Annotated in this window: 19 protein-coding genes; 6 read left to right on the forward strand and 13 right to left on the reverse strand. The window is 66.9% G+C overall.

Annotation, left to right across the window (positions count from 1 at the left end):
• Positions 1 to 20 precede the first annotated feature (20 nt).
• The 8 genes from rseP to rpsB all read right to left on the reverse strand — a co-directional run bounded on the left by rseP (position 21) and on the right by rpsB (position 7,575).
• The gene (gene rseP / locus C5O79_RS12495; RefSeq protein ID WP_122474135.1) at positions 21 to 1,391 is read right to left on the reverse strand and encodes an RIP metalloprotease RseP; all 1,371 of its coding nucleotides are present in this window, start codon (positions 1,389 to 1,391) and stop codon (positions 21 to 23) included.
• Between the two features lie 11 nt (positions 1,392 to 1,402).
• Positions 1,403 to 2,599 (reverse strand): 1-deoxy-D-xylulose-5-phosphate reductoisomerase, encoded by a 1,197-nt coding sequence (locus tag C5O79_RS12500; RefSeq protein ID WP_047850716.1) that lies wholly within the window; start codon positions 2,597 to 2,599, stop codon positions 1,403 to 1,405.
• 15 nt (positions 2,600 to 2,614) lie between these two features.
• The gene (locus C5O79_RS12505; RefSeq protein ID WP_122474136.1) at positions 2,615 to 3,436 is read right to left on the reverse strand and encodes a phosphatidate cytidylyltransferase; all 822 of its coding nucleotides are present in this window, start codon (positions 3,434 to 3,436) and stop codon (positions 2,615 to 2,617) included.
• The gene (gene uppS, locus C5O79_RS12510; protein WP_006478494.1) at positions 3,430 to 4,212 is read right to left on the reverse strand and encodes a polyprenyl diphosphate synthase; all 783 of its coding nucleotides are present in this window, start codon (positions 4,210 to 4,212) and stop codon (positions 3,430 to 3,432) included. Before uppS ends, C5O79_RS12505 begins: the two co-directional genes overlap by 7 nt.
• Before the next feature lie 49 nt (positions 4,213 to 4,261).
• Positions 4,262 to 4,822: a ribosome recycling factor gene (gene frr, locus C5O79_RS12515; RefSeq protein ID WP_039342717.1), complete on the reverse strand. Its 561-nt coding sequence runs from the start codon at positions 4,820 to 4,822 to the stop codon at positions 4,262 to 4,264.
• A 91-nt stretch (positions 4,823 to 4,913) separates the two neighbouring features.
• Positions 4,914 to 5,627: a UMP kinase gene (pyrH, locus tag C5O79_RS12520; RefSeq protein WP_011352459.1), complete on the reverse strand. Its 714-nt coding sequence runs from the start codon at positions 5,625 to 5,627 to the stop codon at positions 4,914 to 4,916.
• 163 nt (positions 5,628 to 5,790) lie between these two features.
• Positions 5,791 to 6,672, reverse strand: coding sequence for a translation elongation factor Ts (gene tsf / locus C5O79_RS12525; RefSeq protein WP_046545984.1), 882 nt, complete (start codon positions 6,670 to 6,672; stop codon positions 5,791 to 5,793).
• A 162-nt stretch (positions 6,673 to 6,834) separates the two neighbouring features.
• Entirely contained in the window at positions 6,835 to 7,575 is a 741-nt protein-coding gene (gene rpsB, locus C5O79_RS12530) for a 30S ribosomal protein S2 (protein WP_006752149.1), read from the reverse strand.
• Between the two features lie 378 nt (positions 7,576 to 7,953).
• On the opposite strand from rpsB, the gene map reads away from it, so the two are divergent.
• Genes map through C5O79_RS12545 form a run of 3 tightly spaced genes read left to right on the forward strand, consistent with a single transcriptional unit; the run spans position 7,954 to position 13,003 of the window.
• Positions 7,954 to 8,769 carry a type I methionyl aminopeptidase gene (map, locus tag C5O79_RS12535; RefSeq protein ID WP_046545985.1) on the forward strand — a complete coding sequence of 272 codons (816 nt, stop codon included), beginning with the start codon at positions 7,954 to 7,956 and terminating at the stop codon, positions 8,767 to 8,769.
• Positions 8,770 to 8,814: 45 nt separating this feature from the next.
• A complete protein-coding gene (locus tag C5O79_RS12540; RefSeq protein ID WP_047850714.1) occupies positions 8,815 to 11,391 on the forward strand; it encodes a [protein-PII] uridylyltransferase in 2,577 nt (858 codons plus the stop codon).
• A gap of 16 nt (positions 11,392 to 11,407) precedes the next feature.
• Positions 11,408 to 13,003 carry a pseudouridine synthase gene (locus C5O79_RS12545; RefSeq protein WP_122474137.1) on the forward strand — a complete coding sequence of 532 codons (1,596 nt, stop codon included), beginning with the start codon at positions 11,408 to 11,410 and terminating at the stop codon, positions 13,001 to 13,003.
• An 81-nt stretch (positions 13,004 to 13,084) separates the two neighbouring features.
• Here C5O79_RS12545 and def read toward each other — a convergent pair whose 3' ends face one another.
• From def to C5O79_RS12570, 5 genes are all read right to left on the reverse strand, one after another.
• Entirely contained in the window at positions 13,085 to 13,618 is a 534-nt protein-coding gene (gene def / locus C5O79_RS12550) for a peptide deformylase (protein ID WP_046545987.1), read from the reverse strand.
• Positions 13,615 to 15,690 carry an NAD-dependent DNA ligase LigA gene (gene ligA, locus C5O79_RS12555; RefSeq protein WP_122474138.1) on the reverse strand — a complete coding sequence of 692 codons (2,076 nt, stop codon included), beginning with the start codon at positions 15,688 to 15,690 and terminating at the stop codon, positions 13,615 to 13,617. Before ligA ends, def begins: the two co-directional genes overlap by 4 nt.
• 166 nt (positions 15,691 to 15,856) lie before the next feature.
• The gene (locus C5O79_RS12560; RefSeq protein ID WP_046545989.1) at positions 15,857 to 17,140 is read right to left on the reverse strand and encodes a cell division protein ZipA C-terminal FtsZ-binding domain-containing protein; all 1,284 of its coding nucleotides are present in this window, start codon (positions 17,138 to 17,140) and stop codon (positions 15,857 to 15,859) included.
• A gap of 85 nt (positions 17,141 to 17,225) precedes the next feature.
• Positions 17,226 to 20,738 (reverse strand): chromosome segregation protein SMC, encoded by a 3,513-nt coding sequence (gene smc, locus C5O79_RS12565; protein WP_122474561.1) that lies wholly within the window; start codon positions 20,736 to 20,738, stop codon positions 17,226 to 17,228.
• Between the two features lie 139 nt (positions 20,739 to 20,877).
• Entirely contained in the window at positions 20,878 to 21,819 is a 942-nt protein-coding gene (locus tag C5O79_RS12570) for a DMT family transporter (RefSeq protein WP_122474139.1), read from the reverse strand.
• 159 nt (positions 21,820 to 21,978) lie between these two features.
• On the opposite strand from C5O79_RS12570, the gene dapC reads away from it, so the two are divergent.
• The 3 genes from dapC to C5O79_RS12585 are packed head-to-tail and all read left to right on the forward strand — an operon-like array spanning position 21,979 to position 24,450.
• On the forward strand, positions 21,979 to 23,211 hold the full coding sequence (gene dapC / locus C5O79_RS12575) for a succinyldiaminopimelate transaminase (protein WP_122474140.1): 1,233 nt from the start codon (positions 21,979 to 21,981) through the stop codon (positions 23,209 to 23,211).
• 43 nt (positions 23,212 to 23,254) lie between these two features.
• Positions 23,255 to 24,082, forward strand: a complete 828-nt coding sequence (dapD, locus tag C5O79_RS12580; protein WP_006478479.1) for a 2,3,4,5-tetrahydropyridine-2,6-dicarboxylate N-succinyltransferase — start codon at positions 23,255 to 23,257, stop codon at positions 24,080 to 24,082.
• A complete protein-coding gene (locus C5O79_RS12585; protein ID WP_039342680.1) occupies positions 24,082 to 24,450 on the forward strand; it encodes an ArsC family reductase in 369 nt (122 codons plus the stop codon). Before dapD ends, C5O79_RS12585 begins: the two co-directional genes overlap by 1 nt.

Below are 24,450 nucleotides of genomic sequence, written 5' to 3' on the forward strand. Positions count from 1 at the left end.
AGCGGCCGCCGCCTGACGCTTCAGAAATGGATTAACCGAGCCAGATCGTTGAACAGCGCGATCGCCGACAATGCGACGATGCAGATCAACCCGGCTCTTTGCAGAATCAGCTGCCAGCGCTCCGAGACGGCTTTCCCAGTCGCGGCTTCAACCGCATAATATAACAGATGCCCCCCGTCCAAAACGGGAATCGGCAACAAGTTCAGGACGCCAAGGCTAATGCTGACAAGGGCGAGGAAGGACAGGAACGCCGACGGACCGAGCCGCGCACTCTTGCCCGCGTAGTCCGCGATCGTCACCGGGCCGGACAGGTTCTTCAGCGACGCGTTGCCCGTGATCATGCGCCCGAACATCTTCAGCGAATACACGGAGATGTCCCACGTCCGGTGCGCGCCAAGCTGCAGGCTCTCGATCGGCCCGTACCGCACGTCGACGGACGGCGCATGCATCGACAGCGCCGCGCCGATCCGGCCGACCTGCTGCCCGGATTCGTCGTCGCGCTGCATCTGCGGCACGATCGACACCGTCTGCGCGGCGCCGTCGCGCTCGATCTGCAGGTCGAGCGGCTTGCCCGCATGGTGTTTCACGAAATCGATGAAGCGCGACGCGCCGCCGATCGGCTTGCCGTCGAGCGCGACCAGCTTGTCGCCGGACTTCAGGCCCGCCTGCTCCGCCGCGCTGCCGGGTTGCACGGACGCGACCGACAACGTCCCGCCGCCGGTCTCGAAGCCCAGATGGGCCATGAAATCGTCGTCGAGCTGACTTTCAGGAACATTGCGGAGGTCGACGCGGAAATCGAACGTCGTGTTGCCGTCGCGTGCGCCGAGCACGATCTCGCGGTGATCGAACGCGGCCGCCAGCAGCTTCCAGCGCAGGTCCGACCACGACCGCACCGGCTCGGCCTCGCCGCCCTGCGCGTTGCGGATCGACACGATCTTCTCGCTGCCGTCGAAGCCCGCGCGCGCCGCCACCGTGCCGGTAGCCGGCGGTGCGACGATCGCGGCCGGCTCGGTTACGCCGGTGGCGAATACGACGGAAAACAGCGCGATTGCCAACAGGAAATTGGCAATCGGCCCGGCCGCGACGATTGCGATGCGCTTGTAGACGGACTGCCGGTTGAACGCCTGGCCCAGTTCCTCGGGCGGGATACCGGGGCCGGGATCGCGCTCGTCGAGCATCTTCACGTAGCCGCCGAGCGGCAGGGCCGACAGCGTCCACTCGGTGCCCGTCCTGCGGCTGACCCAGCGCGCGACGGGCTGGCCGAAGCCGATCGAGAAACGCAGCACCTTCACGCCGCACCAGCGCGCGACGCGATAGTGTCCGTACTCATGCACGACGACCAGCACCCCGATCGCCACCGCAAACGCGATCAGTTCGACCAGCACGTTCATGAGCACCCCATTCAGACAGTACGCTCCACGCGTGGCGCAGGCGCTTTCGCGATGATTTCGGCGGCGAGGCGGCGTGCCTCGGCATCCGCCGCCAGGACATCCTCGAGCCCGTCGGGCGTACGGTTCGGCAGCGTGTTGAGCACGGCGTCGACCGTCGCCGCAATCGCCATGAAGCCGATGCGGCGCTCGAGAAACGCTTCGACCGCGACTTCGTTCGCCGCGTTCAATGCGGCGCTCGCGATGCCGCCTTCGTCAAGCGCCTTCAGCGCGAGCGCGAGGCACGGGAAGCGCGCGTAATCGGGCTTCTCGAACGACAGCTGGGCGATCTGCGCGAGATCGAGCTGCTCGACACCCGCGTCGACACGCTCGGGGAACGCGAGCGCGTGCGCGATCGGCGTGCGCATGTCGGGGTTGCCAAGCTGGGCGAGCACCGAGCCGTCGCGATACGACACGAGCGAATGGATCACGCTCTGCGGATGGATCAGCACGTCGATGCGCTCGCCCGGCAGCCCGAAGATCCAGTGCGCCTCGATCACCTCGAGGCCCTTGTTCATCATCGTCGCGGAATCGACCGAGATCTTGCGGCCCATCACCCAGTTCGGGTGCTTGCAGGCCTCGTCCGGCGTCACGTCGACGAGCGTGGCCGGTTCGCGCGTGCGGAACGGGCCGCCCGATGCGGTCAGGATGATCTTCGAGATCCCGCCGTGCTCGGCCGCGTCGCGCGGCATGCACTGGAAGATCGCGTTGTGCTCGCTGTCGACCGGCAGCAGGATCGCGCCATGGTCGCGCACGGCGTCCATGAAGATCGCGCCCGACATCACCAGCGCCTCCTTGTTCGCGAGCAGGATGCGCTTGCCGGCGCGCGCGGCCGCGAGGCTCGGCGCCATGCCGGCCGCACCGACGATCGCCGCGACCACCGTGTCGCAGCCATCGCTCTTCGACACGTCGACGAGCGCCTGCGGCCCGTACAGCACGGTCGTCTTGCTGCCCGCCGCGCGCAGTTTCGCGTCGACGTGCGCGGCCGTCTCGGCATCGCCGACCACCGCCACCTCGGGCGCAAAGCGCTGGCATTGCTCGACGAGCTTGTCGCCGTTGCGGTGTGCGGTCAGCGCATAGACCGAGAAGCGCTCGGGATGGCGCGCGACCACGTCGAGCGTGCTGTCTCCGATCGAGCCCGTGGAACCGAGCAATGTCAGACGTTTTTGCATAACAGAATTAGTGGTTTAACCAAGCAGCAGCATCGCGAGCGGCAGCACCGGCAGCAGCGCGTCGACACGGTCGAGCACGCCGCCATGGCCTGGCAGCAGTCCGCTCGAATCCTTCACGCCCGCCTGCCGCTTCAGCAACGACTCGAACAGGTCGCCGATCACGCTGTATGCGACCAGCAGCGTCAGTGCGGCCCATGCGCCGGGCATCCCGTAGCGCACGGCGAACGCGGAAAACAGGGTCGGCTCGAACGCATGCGCGGCCATCGCGACACCGGCGACGACCATCACGGCGAGCCAGCCACCGATCGCGCCTTCCCAGCTCTTGCCGGGGCTGATCGTGATGGCCAGTTTACGCTTTCCGAAGGCCTTGCCCGCGAAGTATGCGCCGATATCGGCGAGCCAGACGACCAGAAGCAGCGACAACACGAACGGCACGCCCTGCGCGCGCGCAGCGACGAGCGCATGCCAGCAGGCCGCAAAGACCACGAGCCCGGCTGCCAGCAGGAACGGCCGCCATACGCCACCCGCGAGCACCGGCTTGCGCCGCAGCGCGAACGGGCCGACCAGCAGCCAGAACACGCCGGCTGCCATGAAAAGGGGGCGGGACAAAGCCGCATCGACGCCGAGCGGCGCCGTTGCCGCGAGCGCCAGCGCCGCGACGACCGCATAGACGACCGGGCCGGCACCGCCGAGCTTGAGCAGGCGCGCCCATTCCCACGCGGCAAACACGAGCACGACGCCGATCAGCGCGCCGAACGCGGTGAGCGGCGCGAACAGCGTCACCGGCAGCAGCACCGCCAGCATCACGATCGCCGTGATCACACGGGTTTTCAGCATGAAAGGGAGTCGGCGTTCTGCGATTGCGGTTCGAGCTGTGCGCTCGTGCGGCCGAAACGGCGTTCGCGCTCCGTATACGACGCCATGGCGTCGGCCAGTGCCGCACCGTCGAAATCCGGCCAGTATTTGTCGGTGAAATAGAATTCGGCGTACGCAAGCTGCCACAGCAGGAAGTTGCTGACGCGCTGCTCGCCACCGGTACGGATGAAGAGATCGGGCTCCGGCGCATAGGCCATCGCCAGGTGCGGCGCGAACGCGTCCTCGGTCACTTCGACCTCGCGACCCTCGCGCACGGCCTGCTCGACGAGCTTCTTCGTCGCCTGCAGGATGTCCCACCGGCCGCCGTAGTTGGCCGCGATGGTGAGCGTGAGACGGGTATTGCGCGCCGTCTTGGTTTCGGCGCGGCGAATCAGTTCGCGGATGCGCGGCTCGAAGCGGTCGAGATCGCCGACGACACGCAGGCGGATCCCGTTCGCGTGAAGCTTGCCGACCTCGCGCTCGAGCGCGGTGATGAAGAGGCGCATCAGGAACGACACTTCGTCGTTCGGACGGCGCCAGTTCTCCGAACTGAACGCGAACAGCGTCAGGTATTCGACGCCGGCGCGCGCGCAGCCTTCGACCACTGCCCGCACGGCATCGACGCCGCGGGTGTGCCCCGCGACGCGCGGCAAGCGGCGTTCGGTCGCCCAACGGCCGTTGCCGTCCATGATGATCGCGATGTGACGCGGCACGACGCCGACGTCAGGCACGCGAACGGTAGAGCTGGTATAGGTCATGGCCGTTGAGACAGTAATGCGGGAAGAAGGCGGCGCGCGAGGACGGTCGTCAGACCGTCATGATCTCGGCTTCCTTGCTCTGCACGAGCTTGTCGATTTCGGCAACGTGCTTGTCGGTCAGCTTCTGCACGTCGTCGCTTGCACGACGCTCGTCGTCTTCCGAGATTTCCTTGTCCTTCACGAGCTTCTTGAGCGCTTCGTTCGCGTCGCGGCGCAGGTTGCGGATCGCGACCTTGGCCGTTTCGCCTTCGCTCTTGACGACCTTGGTCAGCTCGCGGCGGCGCTCTTCCGTCAGCGCAGGCATCGGCACGCGGATCAGGTCGCCGGCGGTGGCCGGGTTCAGGCCCAGGTCGGCTTCGCGAATGGCCTTCTCGACCTTCGCGACCATGTTCTTTTCCCACGGCTGCACGCCGATCGTGCGCGCATCGACGAGCGTCAGGTTGGCGACCTGCGAGATCGGCACCATCGAGCCGTAGTAGTCGACCTGCACGTGATCGAGCAGACCGGTGTGTGCACGGCCCGTACGGATCTTTGCCAGATCGTTCTTGAACGCTTCGATCGAGCGCTGCATCTTTTGCTCGACGCCCTTCTTGGTATCAGCGACACTCATTTCAACCTCCGAACCTTCTAACCTTCAAAGAACACGGGCCCTGCCCGGCACATCGGGTGCGCCGCGGCCGATGACCCGCATCCGCGGGAGTTTACACGTGGACGAGCGTACCTTCGTCCTCGCCCAGCACGATGCGCTTGAGCGCGCCCGGCTTGTTGATCGAAAACACGCGAATCGGCAGCTTCTGGTCGCGGCACAGCGCAAAGGCCGTCGCGTCCATCACCTGCAGGTTGCGGCTGATCGCCTCGTCGAAAGTGATCGTCGTGTAACGCGTGGCCGACGGATCCTTCTTCGGATCGGCAGAATATACGCCATCGACCTTGGTCGCCTTCAATACGACCTCGGCGCCCACTTCCGAACCGCGCAGCGCGGCGGCCGTGTCCGTCGTGAAGAACGGGTTGCCCGTACCGGCCGCGAAGATCACGACGCGGCCTTCCTCGAGCTGGCGGATCGCGCGAGGCCGGATGTACGGCTCGACGACCTGGTCCATCCGCAGCGCGGACTGCACACGCGCCTCGATGCCGGCGTGGCGCATCGCGTCCTGCAGCGCCAGCGCGTTCATCATCGTCGCGAGCATCCCCATGTAGTCTGCCGTCGCGCGATCCATGCCGGCCGCGCCACCCGCGACACCGCGGAAAATATTACCGCCACCGATCACAACCGCGAGCTGCGTACCGAGACGCACGACTTCGGCGATATCGGCCACCATCCGTTCGATCGTCGCGCGATTGATGCCGAAGGCATCGTCGCCCATCAGCGCTTCGCCGGAGAGTTTGAGGAGGACGCGTTTATAGGCATTGGACATAGGGGCTTCCGAGCGACGAGAGGATGACAACCACGAACTGTAGGGGCGAAATACTGATTCGGGCAAGCGCCGACGGTCGGACCGGGTTTCCCGGCCGGCCGGCGGCGGCGCCGACCGCGGCGGAGCGGACGCCCGCCGCGGATACTGCCTGACTGCTTACGGCTTACTGCTGCTTTGCTGCTGCGACTTGCGCGGCCACTTCGGCGGCGAAGTCGTCCTGGCGCTTCTCGATGCCTTCGCCGACGACGAACAGTGCGAACTTCTGCACTGCGGCATCCGCTGCCTTCAGCATCTGCTCGATCGTCTGCTTGTCGTTCTTCACGAACGTCTGGTTCAGCAGCGACACTTCCTTCAGGTACTTCTGGACGCTACCGTCGACCATCTTCGCGACGATTTCAGCCGGCTTGCCCGATTCTGCAGCCTTCTGCTCGGCCACGCGGCGTTCCGTGTCGATCAGTTCCGCCGGCACGTCTGCCGACGACAGCGCGACCGGCTTCATGGCCGCGATGTGCATCGCGACGTCCTTGCCGACCTGCTCGTCCGCGCCCGTGTACTCGACGATCACGCCGATACGCGCGCCGTGCAGGTACGTTGCGATCTTGTTCGCGGTTTCGAAACGGACGAAACGGCGGATCGAGACGTTCTCGCCGATCTTGCCGACCAGTGCGAGGCGCACTGCGTCGACCGTCGAGCCTTCCAGCGGCAGCGCCGACAGCGCAGCCACGTCGGCCGGGTTTTGCGTCGCGACGAGCTCTGCAACCGTCTTCGAGAATGCGAGGAAGTCGTCGTTCTTCGCGACGAAGTCGGTTTCACAGTTCAGTTCGACCAGCGAGCCTGCGTTGCCGCCGACGAACGATGCGACGACGCCTTCTGCCGTCACGCGCGATGCCGCCTTGCTCGCCTTGTTGCCGAGCTTGACGCGCAGCAGCTCTTCAGCCTTGGCCAGGTCGCCGTCGGCTTCCGTCAGCGCCTTCTTGCACTCCATCATCGGTGCGTCGGTCTTTGCGCGCAGTTCTGCCACCATGCTTGCGGTAATTGCCGCCATCATTCGCTCCTTGAGTCTGTATTCACAACGCCGCCCGCTTGGACGCGAACGGCCGAGATTCGTTTCCGGACCCGCACCCATTCGGCGCAATCAGGTCCGGCGCACAAGCTTAAAAAAAGGGGGCCTGTTGAGAGCCCCCTTTTTGCGCCGGCTCGGGGCCAGTTACGCGTTTTCCTCGACGTACTCGTCGTCGCCGCGTGCGGCCTGGACCACTTCGTTGACCGCGTTCGCACGGCCTTCGAGGATCGCGTCGGCCACGCCTTCAGCGTACAGCGCGACTGCCTTGCTCGAGTCGTCGTTACCCGGGATCACGTAATCCACACCTTCCGGCGAGTGGTTCGTATCGACCACGGCGATGACCGGCACGCCCAGCTTGTTCGCTTCGGTGACGGCAATCTTGTGATAGCCGACGTCGACGACGAAGATCGCGTCCGGAATGCCGCCCATGTCCTTCACGCCGCCGATCGACTTTTGCAGCTTGGCGATTTCGCGTTCGAACAGCAGCGCTTCCTTCTTGCTCATCTTTTCGAGCTCGCCTGCCTCGACTGCCGCTTCCATGTCCTTCAGGCGCTTGATCGATACCTTCAGCGTCTTGAAGTTGGTCATCATGCCGCCGAGCCAGCGTGCGTTGACGAACGGCATGCCTGCGCGCTGCGCTTCCTGGGCGATCGTGTCACGCGATTGACGCTTCGTGCCGACGAACAGGATCGTGCCGCGGTTCGCTGCCAGCTGGCGCACGTACTTCTGTGCGTCCGTGAACATCGGCAGCGTCTTTTCGAGGTTGATGATGTGAATCTTGTTGCGGTGACCGAAAATGAACGGAGCCATCTTCGGGTTCCAGAAGCGCGTCTGGTGACCGAAGTGGACACCCGCTTCCAGCATTTGGCGCATCGTAACTGCCATGTAAATTCTCCACGAGGGTTGGGTCTTAAGCCGGCTGCCGTACCGCCGCGCGATCCCACCCCGAAGGGGGCGAATTCCGCGCGGCCGGCACCCTGGTTGCGCCGGCTTGCGATTCGGCACGTGCAAACGCCCGTGCCGCAAGCCTTACATCCGCCATCCCGCCCCAACATGGGGCAAGCTCGGCAATTGGATATCGACTTAGCCAAAGAGTATAGCACGCCGATTTGTCCGCTCTCAAGTCGCTCACCACTTTCGCTTGCCGCGCGGCAGCCGGCCGGACAATCCGCGAAAACCCGCATCCGCACCGCCGGCAGGGGCTGCGACGCCTGCCAGAAGGTGCGATAATCCGTCAATTCACCGCATTCCAGGCATACCTCGATGGCTATTACGCTCAAAAACGAACACGATATCGCCGAGATGCGCGTCGCCTGCCGTCTCGCGAGCGAAGTGCTCGACTTCATCACGCCGCACGTCGTCGCGGGCGTCACGACCGCCGAACTCGACCGCCTCTGTCACGAGTTCATGCTCAACGAACAGGGCACGATCCCGGCGCCGCTGAACTACCAGCCGCCCGGCTATCCGCCGTACCCGAAAGCCACCTGCATTTCGGTCAACGACGTGATCTGCCACGGCATTCCCGGCGAGAAGGTGATCAAGAACGGCGATGCGCTGAACATCGACATCACCGTGATCAAGAACGGCTACTTCGGCGACACGAGCCGCATGTTCATCGTCGGCGAGGGTTCGATCCTCGCGAAGCGCCTCGTGCAGACCACCTACGAATGCATGTGGCTCGGCATCGACCAGGTCAAGCCGGGCGCGCACCTCGGTGACATCGGCTACGCGATCCAGAAGCACGCGGAAGCGCAGGGCTACAGCGTCGTGCGCGAATACTGCGGCCACGGCATCGGCACGGTGTTCCACGAAGATCCGCAGGTCGTTCACTATGGCCGCCCGGGCACCGGCATCGAACTGAAGGCCGGGATGATCTTCACGATCGAGCCGATGATCAACGCCGGCAAGCGCGACATTCGCACGATGCCCGACCAGTGGACGGTCAAGACGCGCGACCGCAGCCTGTCGGCGCAGTGGGAGCACACGGTGCTCGTCACCGAAACCGGCTACGACGTGCTGACCGTGTCGGCCGGCACGCCGGCGCGCCCCGTTTTCGCACAACCGGCCGCCGCCGTCTGAGCGCCGTCGCGCCAGCCCGCCCCACCCGCACCTGAACGGCCGCCCATGAGCGCTCACGCTGCCCCCCCGCCCGAAGCGCTGTCGCGGCGCGCCGAATTCAAGGCCGCCAAGACGGAGATGCTCGAGCGCTTCCGCCACGCGGCGAACGTCGCGTCGCTGATGCACGCGCTGTCGAAACTCACCGACGAAGCGCTGAAGCGCGTGTGGGACGACTGCGGCCTGCCCGCGACGCTCGCGCTCGTCGCCGTCGGCGGCTACGGGCGCGGCGAGCTCGCGCCCTATTCCGACGTCGACATCCTCGTGCTGCTGCCCGACGCGCACGATCCGGCCCTCGACACGCGCATCGAGCGCTTCATCGGCATGGCGTGGGATCTCGGCCTCGAGATCGGCAGCAGCGTGCGCACGGTCGCGCAGTGCATCGAGGAGGCGTCGCAGGACGTCACGGTGCAGACTTCGCTGCTGGAAGCGCGCCGCATCGTCGGCAGTACCGCGCTGTTCGAGCGCTTCACGGTGCGCTACCACGAGGCGCTCGACGCCCGCGCGTTCTTCACCGCGAAGGTGCTCGAGATGCGCCAGCGCCATGCGAAGTGCCAGGACACGCCGTACAGCCTCGAACCGAACGTGAAGGAAAGCCCCGGCGGGCTGCGCGACCTGCAGACGATCCTGTGGATCGCGCGCGCGGCCGGCTTCGGCAGCAGCTGGCGCGAACTCGACACGCGTGGCCTCATCACCGATCGCGAAGCGCGCGAGCTGCGCCGCAACGAAGGTTTCCTGAAAACGCTGCGCGCACGGCTGCACGTGATCGCGGGCCGCCGCCAGGACATGCTCGTGTTCGACCTGCAGACGCAGGCCGCCGAGAGCTTCGGCTATCAGCCGACGCAGGCCAAGCGCGCGAGCGAGCAGCTGATGCGCCGCTATTACTGGGCCGCGAAAGCCGTCACTCAGCTCGCGACGATCCTGATCCAGAACATCGAGGCGCAACTGTTCCCCGCGACGAGCGGCATCACGCGCGTGCTGTCGCCCGACCGCTTCGTCGAGAAGCAGGGCATGCTCGAGATCGTCGACGACGGCGTGTTCGAACGCCACCCCGACGCGATCCTCGAAGCATTCCTGTTGTACGAGACGACCCGCGGCGTGAAGGGCCTGTCCGCCCGCACGCTGCGCGCGCTGTACAACTCGCGCGAGATCATGAACAACACGTGGCGCCGCGATCCGCAGAACCGCGACACGTTCATGCGAATCCTTCAGCAACCCGAAGGGATCACGCACGCGTTCCGGTTGATGAACCAGACGAGCGTGCTCGGCCGCTACCTGCTGAACTTCCGCCGCATCGTCGGACAGATGCAGCACGACCTGTACCACGTGTACACGGTCGACCAGCACATCCTGATGGTGTTGCGCAACATCCGCCGCTTCGCGGTGGCCGAGCACGCGCACGAATATCCGTTCTGCAGCCAGTTGATCGGCAACTTCGAGCGCCCGTGGGTGCTGTATGTCGCGGCGCTGTTCCACGACATCGCGAAGGGTCGCGGCGGCGACCACTCGACGCTCGGGATGGCCGACGCACGGCGCTTCTGCCGCGAGCACGGCATCGCCGGCGACGATGCGGCGCTGATCGTGTGGCTCGTCCAGCATCACCTGACGATGAGCCAGGTCGCGCAAAAGCAGGACACGAGCGACCCCGAGGTCGTCAAGCGCTTCGCCGAAGTCGTCGGCAACGAGCGTTACCTCACCGCGCTGTACCTGCTGACCGTCGCCGATATCCGCGGCACGAGCCCGAAGGTATGGAACACGTGGAAGGGCAAGCTGCTCGAGGACCTCTACCGCATCACGCTCGCGGTGCTCGGCGGGGCCAGCCCCGACGCGCATTCGGAGCTGAAGTCGCGGCAGGAGCAGGCGCTCGCGCTGCTGCGTCTCGAGACCGTGCCCGACGACGCGCATCGCGCACTGTGGGATCAGCTCGATGTCGGCTTCTTCCTGCGTCACGACGCGGCCGACATCGCGTGGCAGACACGCGTGCTGTACCGGCACGTGAATGCCGAAACCGCGATCGTCCGCGCGCGGCCGTCGCCGATCGGCGACGCGCTGCAGGTGCTCGTGTACGTGAAGGATCGCCCCGACCTGTTCGCGGGCATCTGCGCGTATTTCGACCGCAACGGGCTGTCGGTGCTCGACGCGCGCGTCAGCACGACGCGGCACGGCTATGCGCTCGACAACTTCATCGTCACGCAGACCGAACGTGACGTGCGGTATCGCGACATCGCGAATCTCGTCGAGCAGCAACTCGCGTCGCGGCTCACCGAAACCGCACCGCTGCCGGAGCCGTCCAAGGGCCGCCTGTCGAGGCTGTCCCGGACGTTTCCGATCACGCCGCGCGTCGACCTGCGGGCCGACGAGCGCGGCCAGTACTACATCCTGTCCGTGTCGGCCAACGACCGGCCGGGCCTTCTCTATTCGATCGCGCGCGTACTCGCCGAGCATCGGATCGGCGTCCACGCGGCGCGGATCAACACGCTCGGCGAACGCGTCGAGGACATCTTTCTGCTCGCGGGTGCCGGCCTGTCCGACAACCGCCTGCAGATCCAGCTCGAAACCGAATTGCTGCGTGCGATCGCAGTCTGAATGAATTCCAGCGTTTATGCGCACCAAATTAACCGTCAAGAATCCGAAGCCGGCGTCGCCGACCCGCGCCCCTGTCCGCTCCGGCAGCCTCGTCGCCCGCAAGGCGGTGCGTCCCGCTACGCCTTCCGCCGGGGACAAGCCGGCCCGGCCGAAGAAGGCGCCCCCGGCCGCCGCCGGCGAACGCACGTTCAAGCCGCGCGCTGCCGCAGGCGCCGAGCGCCCGGGCGCGGATCGCGCACCGGCCAAACGTGCGCCGCGTGACGGCGGTGCGGACGGCACGCGCGCCCCTTATCGCGACAACGCGTCAGGTGAAGGCGCGAAGCGCAGCTTCGGCGACCGTCGCACGTCGTCGGATCGTCCTCCGCGCCGCGATGACGATGCACGGCCGCGCCGTGCAGGTTCCAGTGAAGGCAACGCACGCGCACCATATCGCGACAACGCATCCGGTGAAGGCGCGAAACGCAGCTTCGGCGACCGCCGCACGTCGTCCGATCGCCCGCCCCGCCGCGATGACGACTCACGGCCGCGTCGTGCAGGTTCCAGTGAAGGCAACGCGCGCGCACCGTATCGCGACAAGGCAGCCGGCGAAGGCGCGAAGCGCAGCTTCGGCGACCGTCGCACGTCGTCCGATCGCCCGCCGCGCCGTGATGACGATGCCCGCCCGCGCCGCGCAGGCGCCGACGACGGCAAGCGCCCGTCGTATCGCGACAAACCTGCCGGCGAAGGTGCGAAGCGCAGCTTCGGCGACCGCCCGGCCCGCCCCGCACGCGACGGCGAGCGTCGCTCGTTCGGCGCGGTCAAGACCGCGCAACCGGTCAAGCGCGCCGCCGCCGACATTGACTATGGTGACGAATCGGGCCTGATGCGCCTGTCGAAACGGATGTCCGAGCTCGGCATGTGCTCGCGCCGCGAAGCCGACGAATGGATCGAAAAGGGCTGGGTCCTCGTCGACGGCGAGCGCATCGACACGCTCGGCACCAAGGTACGCGCGGACCAGAAGATCGAGATCGACGAACGCGCGAGCGCCGCGCAGGCAGCACAAGTCACGATCCTGCTGCACAAGCCGGTCGGCTACGTGTCGGGTCAGGCGGAAGACGGCTACGAGCCCGCGGCCGTGCTGATTACGCGCGCGAACCGCTGGAGCGGCGACCATTCGCCGGTGCGCTTCTCGCCGCAGCACCTGCACGCGCTCGCGCCGGCCGGCCGCCTGGACATCGATTCGACCGGCCTGCTCGTGCTGACGCAGAACGGCGTGATCGCGAAGCAGTTGATCGGCGAGCAATCGGACATCGACAAGGAGTATCTGGTGCGCGTGCGCTTCGGCGAACGGCTCATCGACATCGACCAGCACTTCCCCGCGGAATCGCTCGCGAAGCTGCGCCACGGCCTCGAGCTCGACGGCGTCGCGCTGAAGCCCGCGATGGTGAGCTGGCAGAACGGCGAGCAGTTGCGCTTCGTGCTGCGCGAAGGCAAGAAGCGCCAGATCCGTCGCATGTGCGAGCTGGTGGGCCTCGACGTGATCGGCCTGAAGCGCGTCCGGATGGGCCGCGTGATGCTCGGCGCACTGCCGCAGGGTCAATGGCGCTATCTGTCGGCCGACGAGACGTTCTGATCGCGGGCGCACATGTGTGCGCCACGCAATGAAAAAGCCCGCGCAAGCGGGCTTTTTTCTTGTCTGCGAGAAGTCGGCCAATCAATCGTCGGAAGCCGGATCGAGCCCCGGGAACAGCACTTCCGTGAAGCCGAAGCGCGTGAAGTCGGTGATCCGCATCGGATACAGCTTGCCGATCAGGTGATCGTATTCGTGCTGGACAACGCGTGCGTGAAAACCGTCGGCCACACGGTCGATCTTCTCGCCGTACTGGTCGAAGCCGCTGTAGCGCACCTTCGCGTAGCGGCTGACGACGCCGCGCATGCCCGGCACCGACAGGCAGCCTTCCCATCCCTCCTCCATGTCCGGCGGCAGGTACTCGATCTTCGGGTTGATCAGCACGGTCTCCGGCACCGGTGGCGCTTCCGGGTAGCGGTTGTTGTTGCCGAAGCCGAAGATGATGATCTGCAGCCCGATGCCGATCTGCGGCGCGGCCAGGCCGGCGCCGTTCGCGTGGTGCATCGTCTCGAACATGTCCGCGACGATCTCGTGCAGTTCGGGTGTATCGAACCGCTCGACCGGCTTGGCGACTTCGAGCAGGCGCGGATCGCCCATCTTCAGGATCTCGCGAATCATGGCGTATTGCCCTCCAGGAGTTGGTGCAGGCCGTCTTCGTCCAGCACGGGGATGCCGAGTTCCTCGGCCTTAGCGAGCTTGCTGCCGGCTTCGGCGCCCGCGACCACGTAATCCGTCTTCTTCGATACCGAGCCGGCCACTTTCGCGCCCGCCGCTTCGAGCATTTCCTTCGCGGCATCGCGCGTGAGCGTCGGCAGCGTGCCCGTCAGCACGACCGTCTTGCCGGCCAGCACACCCTGCGGCGCCTTCGGCGCGGGCGGCCCTTCCGGCCACGTCACCTTGCCCGGCGCGCGCAGCTGCTCGATCACGGTCCGGTTGTGCTCTTCCGCGAAGAACTGGTGCAACGACTCGGCGACGATCGGCCCGACGTCGTTGACCTCGAGCAGCTCTTCGATCGATGCGTCCATGATCGGCGTCAGCGAGCCGAAATGCTTCGCGAGATCCTTCGCGGTCGATTCGCCCACGTGACGGATGCCGAGCCCGTAGATGAAGCGCGCGAGCGTCGTATGCTTCGCCTTCTCGAGCGAGTCGAGCAGGTTCTGCGCCGACTTCTCGGCGAACCGGTCGAGCTCGGCGAGCGTCGCGAAGCCGAGATTGAACAGGTCGGCCGGCGTGCGCACGAGATTCAGCTCGACGAGCTGGTCGATGATCTTCTCGCCGAGCCCGTCGATGTCGAGCGCGCGGCGCTGCGCGAAGTGCCACAGCGCCTGCTTGCGCTGCGCCGGGCAGAACAGGCCGCCCGTGCAGCGCGCGATCGCCTCGTCCGGCAGGCGCTCGATCTTCGAGCCGCACACCGGGCATTCGGTCGGCATCACGAATTCGGCCGCATCGGCCGGGCGCCGGTCGAGCAGCGCGCCGACCACCTCGGGGATCACGTCGCCCGCGCGGCGCACGATCACGGTATCGCCGATCCGGATGTCCTTGCGGCGCACCTCATCCTCGTTGTGCAGCGTCGCGTTGGTCACGGTCGCGCCGCCGACGAACACGGGCTCGAGACGCGCGACCGGCGTGATCGCGCCGGTGCGGCCGACCTGCACGTCGATCGCGATGAGCTTGGTCAGCGCTTCCTGCGCGGGGAACTTGTGCGCGAGTGCAAAACGCGGCGCGCGCGACACGAAGCCGAGGCGCTCCTGCTCGTCGCGCCGGTTGACCTTGTACACGACGCCGTCGATGTCGTACGGCAGCGACTCGCGCTTCTCGCCGACCTTGCGGAAGAAGTCGAGCAAGCCTTCGGCGCCGTGTACGACCGCGCGCTCGCGGTTCACGGGTAGGCCAAGCGACTCGTACCAGTCGAGCAGCACGCTGTGCGTATCGGGCATCGGCATCCCGTCGAGTACGCCGATCCCGTACGCGAAGAACGACAGCGGGCGCTGCGCGGTGATCTTCGAGTCGAGCTGGCGCAGGCTGCCGGCCGCCGCGTTGCGCGGGTTCGCGAATTCGCGCTGCTCGGCCGCGCGCTGGCGTTCGTTCAGGCGTGCGAAATCGCGCTTGAACATCAGTACCTCGCCGCGCACGTCGAGCACGGCCGGCACGTTCTTGCCCTTCAGCTTCAGCGGAATCGAGCGGATCGTGCGCACGTTCTCGGTTACGTCCTCGCCCGTCGTCCCGTCGCCGCGCGTCGACGCCTGGACGAATACGCCCTGCTCGTAGCGCAACGAGATCGCGAGACCGTCGAACTTCAGTTCGCATGCGTATTCGACGGGCTCCGTCACCGAGCCGGCGAGATCGGTCGTCTTGTCGAGCGCATCGGCGACACGCTTGTCGAATGCCACGATGTCCTCGTCGGCGAAGCCGTTGTTCAGCGACAGCATCGGCGCATCATGGACGACCGGCGTGAAACCGCCGGCCGCCTCGCCGCCGACACGCTGCGTCGGCGAATCGGGCGTCACGAGTTCGGGATGGTCGGCTTCGAGCTGCTGCAGTTCGCGGAACAGCCGGTCGTATTCCGCGTCGGGCAGATCCGGCTGGTCGAGCACGTAGTAGGCGTAGTTCGCCTGCTCGAGTTGATCGCGCAGCCACGCGGCGCGCACGTCGGGCTGGCTGGCTGGCGGTTCGGCTTGGGTTCGGGCCATGCTGGCGGCAGAGTCGTTCTGAAAAATCGGAATTCCGATTATCTCAGTTTGACGCCGCAGCGGGGGCCCGCGATGCATGCCGCGCGGGCACGCTGCAGCGCACACAAGCACGGTGCATTGCCGCGACGGGCGACGGTGCCGGAAGCCGCCGCCCGCCGGGCGCGCGTTACTGGCTGAAGAGGCGGCGCGTGACCGGCGAACCGGCCGGGATGCCGGCTTCCTCGAGCTTCGCGTACAGCTTCATCAGTTGCTGATCGATCGCGACCAGCGTCGATTCCGGCAGCGGCCGCCGCGAATCGTCGACGACCCGCGCGCCGATCCGCTCGGACAGCGATTTCGCGTAGTCGCACATCAGCCGGAACGGCAGGATGTCCTCTTCGGCGACCGGCACGTCGAGCACCAGCGTGATCATGTTGCCGCCCTTGTACGTGAGGTCGTCGCGCAGGAAGTTCGTGTCGCCGAACTGCAGCATGAACACGGGATTCTGCTTCGCGTCGAGCTTCACGAAACGCGTGCCGTCGCGCGACAGCAGCAGCCCGTCCTGCGACGCGACCGCCTGCACGTAGTTCGCCGACCACGGCGCGCCGTCCGACATCACGTTGATCGACAGCTGCGCGTCGCATTGCGCGGCAAACGCGTCGAGCTCGCGCGCCATCGCGACCGTTTCCATCATGTCCGGGAATTCCGGCGCGCCGTCGATCGCGTCGGCGAACTGCTGGACACCCGTCACGAATTCGGAGAACTCGAGTTCGTTCAGCGCACCGCTGCGGTTCGCGAGCTGCGCGGCCGCGCGCAATTCCTCGTAGCGCACGCCGTTCTGCAGCAATTCCCACTGGCCGCCTTCCGGCTTGCCTTCGATGTGCACGGGCTTGCTGCCCGCGCGGCGCAGCCGCTGCGCGGCCGGCAGGATCTTGTCGCCCGGCAGCAACCCGCCGAGGCGGATCGGCACGATGCAGTCGATCCGGCGGTCGACGATCGCCGGCGGCGCCGACGAGATCGTCGTGGCGGCCGGCAGCACGGGTTCGGCCGGCTCGGCCGGTTCAGCGTGCGTGTCGTGCGCGGAAGCCGGCGCAGCGGCTTCGCCGGCAACCGGCTCGACCGACTCGGCCGGTGCATCGACGCCAGTCGCCTCGGCCTGCAGATCGGCCGGCGTGTCGGCAGGTGCCGCTCCACCGAACGTCGGCTCGACGCGCGCGACTTCGGCCGGCGTGCCACCCGTGGCGGCCACCGGGGCCGGGGCCGCGGACTCGCGCCGCACCGGCTGGCGCACCGGCTCGATGAACGGCAATTCTTCCTCGCGTTCGGGGCGGTTCATCGCCTCGGCCGCTTCCTCCGGCATCGGGCGCGGCATCCTGCGCCGCACCTTCGCGCCCTGCCATGCGTTGTAGACCACGACGCCGCCCACCACGACGGCGCCCGCGCCGATCAAACCGAGTGTCAACTCGTCCATGCACGCTCCATCAGCAATTCTTGTTCGTCGGAACCGCGAACGGGCGCCCATGCGCCGCGCGAACGCGGTCCGGTTTCGTCAAACGTCAATTCTGGGCAAAACCAGCGGCGGTTTCCATGTCCACCGCAACGATCCGCGACACGCCCTGCTCCTGCATCGTCACGCCGATCAGCTGCTGCGCCATTTCCATCGCGATCTTGTTGTGCGAGATGAACAGGAACTGCGTCTTGTCGGACATCGCGCGCACGAGATTCGCGAAACGCTCTGTGTTCGCGTCGTCGAGCGGCGCGTCGACCTCGTCGAGCAGACAGAACGGCGCCGGGTTCAGCTGGAACATCGCGAACACCAGTGCGGTCGCGGTCAGCGCCTTCTCGCCGCCCGACAGCAGGTGGATCGTCGCGTTCTTCTTGCCCGGCGGCTGCGCCATCACCTGCACGCCGGCGTCGAGGATTTCGTCGCCCGTCATGATCAGCTTCGCCTGGCCACCGCCGAACAGGCGCGGGAACAGGTCGCTGAAGTGACGGTTGACCTCGTCGAAGGTGCCCTGCAGCAGCGTGCGGGTTTCCTGGTCGATCTTGTGGATCGCGTCCTCGAGCGTCGTGATCGCGTCGATCAGGTCGGCCGACTGCGCGTCGAGGAACACCTTGCGCTCGCTCGCGGCCTTCAGCTCGTCGAGCGCGGCCATGTTCACCGGGCCGAGCGCGTTGATCGCGTTGTTCAGGCGCGTGACCTCGCCCTGCAGGTACGACGGCTTCAGATCCGGCGTGAGCTTCTCGCGCAGCGCTTCCTCGTCGACCTCGGCCGTCGTCAATTGCTCGGCGAACTGCTCGACCGACAGGCGCGCGGCCTGCTCCTTCAACTGCAATTCGGTGATGCGGTCGCGCAGCGGCTGCAGCGAGCGCTCGACGACGAGCCGCTGCTCGTCCGACGCGCGCAGCTTCGCGGTCAGGTCGTCGAGTTCGATCCGCGCGGCCTGCAGCGCCTCTTCCTTCACCGCGCGAATCTCGAGCGCGTCCTGCAGGCCCGTGTGCGCGGTCTGTTCGTTGATCGTCTCGAGCTCGGCGCGTGCGTCTTCGAGCGACGCGGCGACGCGCTCGCTCTGCTCGTGCGCGACCTGGATGCTGCGCTTGAGTTCGTCGATCCGCGTCACGGCATTGCGTGCGGCGAAGCGTGCGTCGTTCGCGCCGCGCTCCAGGTCACGCGCTTCCTGACGCGCTTGCGTCAGCGATTCGTCGAGTGCTTCGAATGCGAGCTGGTTGTCCTCGAAGCGCGCCTGCAGTTCCGCAAGTTCGCCGTCGAAACGCTCGAAATTCGCTTCCGACTCCGCGCGCATCGCGCGCTGCTCTTCGATCTGCGCGCCGATTTCCTCGAGTTCCTCGCGAATCTGCGTGCTGCGCTGCGTGTAACGTTCGTGCGCCTGCGCGAGCTTCAGTACGTCCATCTGCAGCGCATGTACGCGCTGCGTCGCGCGCTCGGCCTGCGCTCGCACGTCGCCGAGCGCCTGAGTGGCCTGCGTGTGCGCGGCTTCCGCGCGGACAGCGGCCGTGCGCGCCTCGTCGGCGAGCAGCGCCTGCGCACGCACCTGGCGCGTCAGATTTTCGATTTCCTGCTGGCGGGCCAGCATCCCGGCCTGCTCCGAATCGGCGGCATACAGCTGCACGCCGACGCGCGTGACGATATGGCCGGCCTTGACGACGAACGCGCCGCCAGCCGGCAGCTGCGTGCGCGTCGCAAGCGCCTGCGCGACGTCGTCGGCGACGTACACGTTGCCGAGCCAATCGTTCAGCACCGCGCGGATGCCCGCGTCGTCGATGCGCACGAGCGACAGCACCGGACGCAGGCCGGCCACGGCCGCGGGCGGCTCGCCAGCCGCAGGCGGTGCGTAGAACGCGAGCTTGGCGGGCGGTGCGTCGGTGGCAAAAGCCTTCACCCAGTCGAGATTCGACACTTCGAGCGCGGCGAGGCGCTCGCGCAGCACGGCTTCGAGCGCGGCTTCCCAGCCCGCTTCGACATGCAGCTTCTTCCACAGACGCGGCAGCGCGCCGAGCTCGTGCTTGTCGAGCCACGGCTGCACCTTGCCTTCGGTCTGCACGTTTTCCTGCAGCTGCTTCAGCGCGGCGAGACGCGCCTCGAGCTGGTGGATCTGCGCGGCTTCGGCCTGCACGCGCTCCTGCGCGGCACGGCGCTCGCCATCGAGGCGCGGCACCGTTTCCTGCGCGTCGGCGAGGCGCGCCTGCGCTTCGGCCAGGATTTCTTCCTGCTCGGCGAGCTGCATGCGCAGCTCCTCGAGCTGCGCCTCGTCCGGCGCGTCGAGCCCGCCCGCCTCGCTCTTCAGGCGCTCATGGCGCTGCTGAAGCTGCTGGAGCTGCTGGTCGGCGTTGCGCTGGTGCGCGGCTTCGAGCTTCAGCGACTGTTCGGTCTGCGCGATCCGCGCGCGCTCGTCGTTGAGCTGCGCCTGCGCATCGCGGAATTTCGCTTCGAGCGCCGGCAGCGCGTCGTGCTTCGCGGCGGCGTTGTCTTCGGCGAGCGCGGCCTTCTCGTCGGCCATCGCACGCGCTTCCTCGGCTTCTTCGAGCTCGTCCTGCGCCTTCTCGGCCTGCGCACGCCATTGCTCGCGCTGCGCATTCAGTGCGGCGATCTGCGCCTGCACGCGATTGCGAGATTCGACGATGAACTTGATCTCGGCTTCGAGGCGGCTCACCTCGGCGTTCGCTTCGTAGAGCGAACCCTGCGCGCCCTGCATCGCGTCGCTTGCCGAGTAATGCGCGACGCGCAGCGTCTCGAGCTGCGCCTCGACCTCGCGCAGCTTCGCCGTCTGCGCCTCGAGGTCGATCTGCGCCTGTTCGATCGCGCGCTGCTGCTTCTGCTGCTCGCCGGCGGCCTCGTTCTTGCGCAGCAGCCACAACAGGCGCTGCTTCTCCTCGCCGTCGGCGACGAGTTCCTTGTACTTGGTGGCAACGACGGCCTGCGCCTCGAGCTTCTCGAGGTTCGCGCCGAGTTCGCGGACGATGTCCTCGACGCGCGTCAGGTTCTCGCGCGTGTCGTGCAGGCGGTTCTCGGTTTCGCGGCGGCGTTCCTTGTACTTCGACACGCCCGCGGCTTCCTCGAGGAACACGCGCAGCTCTTCCGGCTTCGCCTCGATGATCCGGGCGATCATGCCCTGCCCGATGATCGCGTACGCACGCGGCCCGAGGCCGGTGCCGAGGAAGATGTCCTGGATGTCGCGGCGGCGCGCCGGCAGGTTGTTGATGTAGTAACTCGACGTGCCGTCGCGCGTGAGCACGCGCTTCACGGCGATCTCGCCGTACTGGCCCCACTGGCCGGCCGCGCGGCCGTCGGAGTTGTCGAAGATCAGTTCGACACTGGCCCGGCTGCCGGGCTTGCGGGCGGTCGAGCCGTTGAAGATCACGTCCTGCATCGATTCGCCGCGCAGCTCGGAAGCGCGCGACTCGCCGAGCACCCAGCGCACGGCATCGATGATGTTGGACTTGCCGCATCCGTTCGGGCCCACCACGCCGACAAGCTGGCCCGGAACCTGGAAATGCGTGGGATCGACAAAGGATTTGAAGCCAGCGAGTTTGATCGAGCTCAGACGCACGGCGGTATCGGATGTGAAGAAGGTGTGAAACGGACGGAGCCGCACTGCGCGAGGCCGGACGGCCCATGCGCGCGAAGCGCCCCGGAATTCAAAAGCGGGGCCGCGCGCATACAGCGTTGGGCCCCGCAAACGGCTTCCATCATACCATCGCGCGTGCGCCGTCCCGACCGTCGCCGGGTTTGTCCGGTGCCGGCGCAGCGCGATGGACCCGGCTCGACAGCAACGTCGCCAGCACGATGCACGCGCCGCCCGCCCACTCGCGCGCGGTCGGCAGCTCGTTCGCGAACACCCATGCCGACAGCGCGGTGATCACGATCTCGAACAGCATGATGATCGACGCACGGTTCGCCGGCACGCGCGCCAGCCCGTATTGCACGAGCAGGTTGTTCGACGCCATCGTCACGCCGATCGCGACGATGATCAGCGCGGCCGTGCCGAGGTGGCCGCCCGCCGGCGCAGCCGGTATCCCCTCGAACAGCGACGCGATCGCGCCGAACACGGCCGCGCCGCCGAACAGCGTCGCGGTACGCATCTCCGCGCGCATCTCCGGCAGCTCGCGGCTCGCCTTGATCACGAGCACGTTGCTCATCGCGAAGCTCAATCCGGCCGCGAGCCCGGCCCATTCGGCCGGGGTGGCCGGCAGCGGCAGGCCGAGCGCCGGCGACCACAGCATCAGCATCGCGCCGCCGATCGACAGCGTCGCGAGCCCCGCGCCGGCCCAGGTCAGCCGCTCGCGCAGCAGGAAGTGCGCGTAGATCGCGGTCCACGCGGGGGTCAGGTAGAACAGCAGCATCACGCGCAGCACTTCGCCGTGGATCGTGCCCCATACGAACCCGAGGTTCGTCACGCCGGCCGTCACCGCGATGCCGGGCAATACCCAGTGCCAGCGCAGCGTCGAGATCGTGCGGTGTCGCGCAACAATCACGAACAGGAAGGCGACGAGGCTCGTCAGCGCGCTCGCCAGCGTGCCCGTCACGCCGAGCGACGCCAGGATCCGCAGCGGATACCAGATCAGGCCCCATACCGACGCGCCGATCAGGATGGCCAGCGTCGGCAGGCTGCCGCGTACCGCGTTGTTCATTTGGTTCAATACCCTTTATTCGACCGGCCCGGCCGCCGTTCCGGCAGGCCGTGACCGCATTCCGTCACGCTATAATCGTCCGTTGCGACCCGCGCGCCATCGGCGCCCGTTCGCAGCCGCGCGGCGCGCCCGCCGCTTCTTTTGCTCCAACCGGCCGCGATGGCCGCTTCGCCCGTGAACCCTCGACTCGACTCGCTCCAGCCCTATCCCTTCGAAAAGCTGCGCGCCCTGTTCAAGGACGTGACGCCCTCCGGCGCCCTCAAACCGATCAGCTTCGGCATCGGCGAGCCCAAACATGCGACCCCGGCGCTGATCCGCGACGCCGTGATGGCCGCGCTCGACGGTCTCGCGTCGTACCCGGCCACGGCCGGCTCGGACGCGCTGCGCACGTCGATCGCGCACTGGCTCGAGCGCCGCTACGGGCTGCCGGCCATCGACCCGGCCACGCAGGTGCTGCCCGTGTCGGGGTCGCGCGAGGCGCTGTTCTCGCTTGCGCAGACGGTGATCGACGCGCGCCCGTCCGAACAGGGCGAGAAGGCGATCGTACTCTGTCCGAATCCTTTCTATCAAATTTACGAAGGCGCGGCGCTGCTGGCCGGTGCCGAACCCTATTTCGCGAACAGCGACCCGGCCCGCAACTTCGCGTGCGACTACGCGTCCGTGCCCGACGAAGTCTGGGCACGCACGCAACTGCTGTACGTCTGCTCGCCGGGCAACCCGACGGGCGCCGTGCTGACGCTCGACGACTGGCGCGAGCTGTTCGCGCTGTCCGACCGCCACGGTTTCGTGATCGCGTCCGACGAGTGTTATTCGGAAATCTATTTCGACGAAGCGGCGCCGCCGCTCGGCGGCCTCGAGGCCGCGCACCGCCTAGGCCGCGGCTTCGAGCGGCTCGTGATGCTGTCGAGCCTGTCGAAGCGCTCGAACGTGCCGGGCATGCGCTCGGGCTTCGTCGCCGGCGACGCGGCGCTGCTGAAGAAATTCCTGCTGTACCGCACGTACCACGGTGCGGCGCTCTCGCCGGTCTGGCAGCACGCGAGCATCGCCGCGTGGAACGACGAAGCGCACGTGCGCGAGAACCGCGCGCTGTACCTGCAGAAGTTCAATACCGTCACCCCGATGCTCGCCGACGTGATCGACGTGAAGCTGCCCGACGCGGCGTTCTATCTGTGGGCCAACGTGTCGCGCACCGGGCTGTCGGACACCGAGTTCGCCCGCCGCCTGTACGCCGACTATAATGTGACGGTTCTGCCCGGCTCGTACCTGGCGCGTGATGCGCACGGCACGAATCCGGGCCGCGATTTCATCCGGATCGCGCTCGTCGCGGGCACCCCCGAATGCGTCGAGGGCGCGCAACGCATCGTCGATTTCTGCCGCGCTCTCGCGCGGTAATCGTTCATCCGATCAATTCCATCCATCTCCTGCGAAAACGAACATGTCGCAACAACTTCAGCAAATCATCGATACCGCCTGGGAAAACCGCGCCGAGCTGTCGCCGAAGGCCGCACCGGCCGACGTCCGCGAAGCCGTCGCGCACGCGATCGAGCAGCTCGACAAAGGCGCGCTGCGCGTGGCCGAGAAGATCGACGGCAACTGGACCGTGCACCAGTGGCTGAAGAAGGCCGTGCTGCTGTCGTTCCGCCTGGAGGACAACGCGCCGATGCCCGCCGGCGGCTACTCGCAGTTCTACGACAAGGTGCCGTCGAAGTTCGCGAACTACACCGCTGAAGATTTCGCCGCGGGCGGCTTCCGCGTCGTTCCGCCGGCCATCGCGCGCCGCGGCTCGTTCATCGCGAAGAACGTCGTGCTGATGCCGTCGTACACCAACATCGGCGCATACGTCGACGAAGGCACGATGGTCGACACGTGGGCAACGGTCGGCTCCTGCGCACAGATCGGCAAGAACGTGCACCTGTCGGGCGGCGTCGGCATCGGCGGCGTGCTCGAGCCGCTGCAGGCGAACCCGGTCATCATCGAAGACAACTGCTTCATCGGCGCGCGCTCGGAAGTCGTCGAAGGCGTGATCGTCGAGGAAAACTCGGTGATCTCGATGGGCGTGTACCTCGGCCAGAGCACCAAGATCTACGACCGCGAGACGGGCGAAGTCAGCTACGGCCGCATTCCGGCCGGCTCGGTCGTCGTCGCCGGCAACCTGCCGTCGAAGGACGGCTCGCACAGCCTGTACTGCGCGGTGATCGTCAAGAAGGTCGACGCGAAGACGCGCGCGAAGGTCGGCCTGAACGAGCTGCTGCGAGGCGACTGATGGCGAAGCCGCACACCGTGGTCGTCTACGGCATTCCGAACTGCGACACCGTGAAGAAGGCCCGCGTGTGGCTCGACGATCACGGCGTCGAATTCGAGTTTCACGACTTCAAGAAGCTCGGTGTCAGCGCACCGCTCGTCGAGGACTGGCTGAAGGACGTGTCGCTCGACGCGCTCGTCAACAAGCGCGGCACGACGTGGCGCGGCCTGGACGACGCGATGAAGGCGGCCGCCGAAACGAAGGCCGGCGCGGTCGCGCTGATGATCCACAAGCCGTCGGTCATCAAGCGCCCCGTGCTGGTGATCAACGGCCGCGTGAAATCGCTCGGCTTCGTGGCCGATCAATACGCGGCGCTGTTTGCCGCATAG

Origin of the sequence: Burkholderia sp. SRS-25, assembly GCF_004343765.1 — a bacterium.
GTDB lineage: Bacteria > Pseudomonadota > Gammaproteobacteria > Burkholderiales > Burkholderiaceae > Burkholderia > Burkholderia contaminans.

Coding starts and splice junctions, on each gene's coding strand:
- C5O79_RS12560 (WP_046545989.1), bottom strand. CDS start 17,140: ATGGACGAGTTGACACTCGGTTTGATCGGCGCGGGCGCCGTCGTGGTG.
- C5O79_RS12500 (WP_047850716.1), bottom strand. CDS start 2,599: ATGCAAAAACGTCTGACATTGCTCGGTTCCACGGGCTCGATCGGAGAC.
- rpsB (WP_006752149.1), bottom strand. CDS start 7,575: ATGGCAGTTACGATGCGCCAAATGCTGGAAGCGGGTGTCCACTTCGGT.
- rseP (WP_122474135.1), bottom strand. CDS start 1,391: ATGAACGTGCTGGTCGAACTGATCGCGTTTGCGGTGGCGATCGGGGTG.
- dapC (WP_122474140.1), top strand. CDS start 21,979: ATGGCCGCTTCGCCCGTGAACCCTCGACTCGACTCGCTCCAGCCCTAT.
- uppS (WP_006478494.1), bottom strand. CDS start 4,212: ATGACCTATACCAGCTCTACCGTTCGCGTGCCTGACGTCGGCGTCGTG.
- ligA (WP_122474138.1), bottom strand. CDS start 15,690: ATGGCCCGAACCCAAGCCGAACCGCCAGCCAGCCAGCCCGACGTGCGC.
- def (WP_046545987.1), bottom strand. CDS start 13,618: ATGATTCGCGAGATCCTGAAGATGGGCGATCCGCGCCTGCTCGAAGTC.
- C5O79_RS12585 (WP_039342680.1), top strand. CDS start 24,082: ATGGCGAAGCCGCACACCGTGGTCGTCTACGGCATTCCGAACTGCGAC.
- frr (WP_039342717.1), bottom strand. CDS start 4,822: ATGAGTGTCGCTGATACCAAGAAGGGCGTCGAGCAAAAGATGCAGCGC.
- dapD (WP_006478479.1), top strand. CDS start 23,255: ATGTCGCAACAACTTCAGCAAATCATCGATACCGCCTGGGAAAACCGC.
- C5O79_RS12570 (WP_122474139.1), bottom strand. CDS start 21,819: ATGAACAACGCGGTACGCGGCAGCCTGCCGACGCTGGCCATCCTGATC.
- map (WP_046545985.1), top strand. CDS start 7,954: ATGGCTATTACGCTCAAAAACGAACACGATATCGCCGAGATGCGCGTC.
- pyrH (WP_011352459.1), bottom strand. CDS start 5,627: ATGTCCAATGCCTATAAACGCGTCCTCCTCAAACTCTCCGGCGAAGCG.
- tsf (WP_046545984.1), bottom strand. CDS start 6,672: ATGGCGGCAATTACCGCAAGCATGGTGGCAGAACTGCGCGCAAAGACC.
- C5O79_RS12540 (WP_047850714.1), top strand. CDS start 8,815: ATGAGCGCTCACGCTGCCCCCCCGCCCGAAGCGCTGTCGCGGCGCGCC.
- C5O79_RS12505 (WP_122474136.1), bottom strand. CDS start 3,436: ATGCTGAAAACCCGTGTGATCACGGCGATCGTGATGCTGGCGGTGCTG.
- C5O79_RS12545 (WP_122474137.1), top strand. CDS start 11,408: ATGCGCACCAAATTAACCGTCAAGAATCCGAAGCCGGCGTCGCCGACC.